The following is a 1473-nucleotide window of genomic DNA, read 5'->3' on the forward strand; positions in this document are numbered from 1 at the left end:
CCAGACCATCCCCGGTGGCATGGCCAATATTCAGGACATCTACCCGCTGGCACCGTTGCAAGAAGGCGTGCTGTTTGTACACACCATGAGTGAAGGGCAGGACCCGTATGTTACCAGCACCACGTTTGAGTTCGACAGCCACGAGTCCCTTGAGCGCTTTAAATGGGCACTGAATACCCTGATTGTCCGCCACGATGTGCTGCGCACCGCCATCTTATGGCGCAACCGCACCACTGCACTTCAGGTGGTACAGCGTGAGGTAGCGCTGCCTGTGACTGAACTGGACTTCAGCGAGGAAGCGGATGTCTGGGCCGCGTTCAATGCCCATGTGGCTGAGCAGCCGCTGTGGATTGAGCTGGAAAACGCGCCGCTGTTGCAACTGAGCGTGTGTGAAGACGCTGCGCAGGGCAAGCATTATGCGCTGTTGTGTGAGCATCACCTGATCTCAGATCACGTGTCGCTGGAGATTCTGGTCCATGAATTAACGGCGCTGCTGAACGGCAATGAAGCCAGCCTGGCAGAGCCAGTGCCGTACCGGGAATTTGTTGGTCGCACCCTGGCACGCACCGCGAGTCTGGATACCGAAACCTTCTTCACTCAGATGCTGGGGGATGTCAGCGAACCCACATTGCCTTATGGTCTGACGGACGTGCTGAATGATGGCTCGGGCATTGAGACGGTGCATGTCACCCTGGATGACGCACAGGCGCAGCGTATTCGACGCCTGACCCGTCAGTATCACAGCAGCCCGGCGGCGCTGTTCCATCTGGTCTGGGCCAAAGTGCTGGGTGTGTGCAGTGGTCAGTCAGAGGTGGTGTTCGGCACTGTCTTATCAGGCCGCATGAGCGATGATGGCCTGAGCAGCCAGCTGATGGGGATGATGATTAACACCCTGCCATTGCGAGTGTCGCTGAGTGAGCAGGATGCGATGAGCCTGCTGGCACACATTAATGATGACCTGCGTGCCTTGATGCCGTACGAGCAGGTGTCGCTGGCCGAGGCGCAGCGTTGCAGCGGTGTGAGCAGTCAGCTGCCCCTGTTCAGCGCGATGCTGAACTATCGTCACTCGGCAGTAGCGGAGTCTCAGTTGGAGCAGGATGCCGGATTTAGAGTCATCAGTAGTGAAGAGCGCACCAACTATCCGTTTAACCTCTCGGTAGATGATTTTGGCGATGGCTTTGGGTTTGAACTTCAGGTAGACAAACGCGCCCCGGCGGCGCGCATTGCACAGTATCTGCAAGTGACCCTGACTCAGGTGCTGGATTTACTGGACAGCCAGAGCAGCACAGCGGTGCAGAGTTTATGTGTGCTGGATGAGACCGAGCGTACGCAACAATTGCATAACTGGAATGACACAGCGCTGGATTATCCGCGCGAGCTGTGCATTCACGAATTGTTTGAGCAACAGGCCGCAGCGGCTCCGGAGCAGATTGCACTGCGCTTTGGTGAGCAGACTCTGAGCTATGGTGAGCT

Annotated in this window: 1 protein-coding gene; it reads left to right on the plus strand. The window is 57.1% G+C overall.

Annotation, left to right across the window (positions count from 1 at the left end; genetic code table 11):
• The coding region (locus tag IY568_RS24340) for a condensation domain-containing protein (protein ID WP_228553565.1) at positions 1-1473 on the plus strand (1473 nt) is incomplete at both ends.

The sequence above is a fragment of the Pseudoalteromonas sp. PPB1 genome (assembly GCF_015356275.1).
Taxonomy (GTDB): domain Bacteria; phylum Pseudomonadota; class Gammaproteobacteria; order Enterobacterales; family Alteromonadaceae; genus Pseudoalteromonas; species Pseudoalteromonas rubra_D.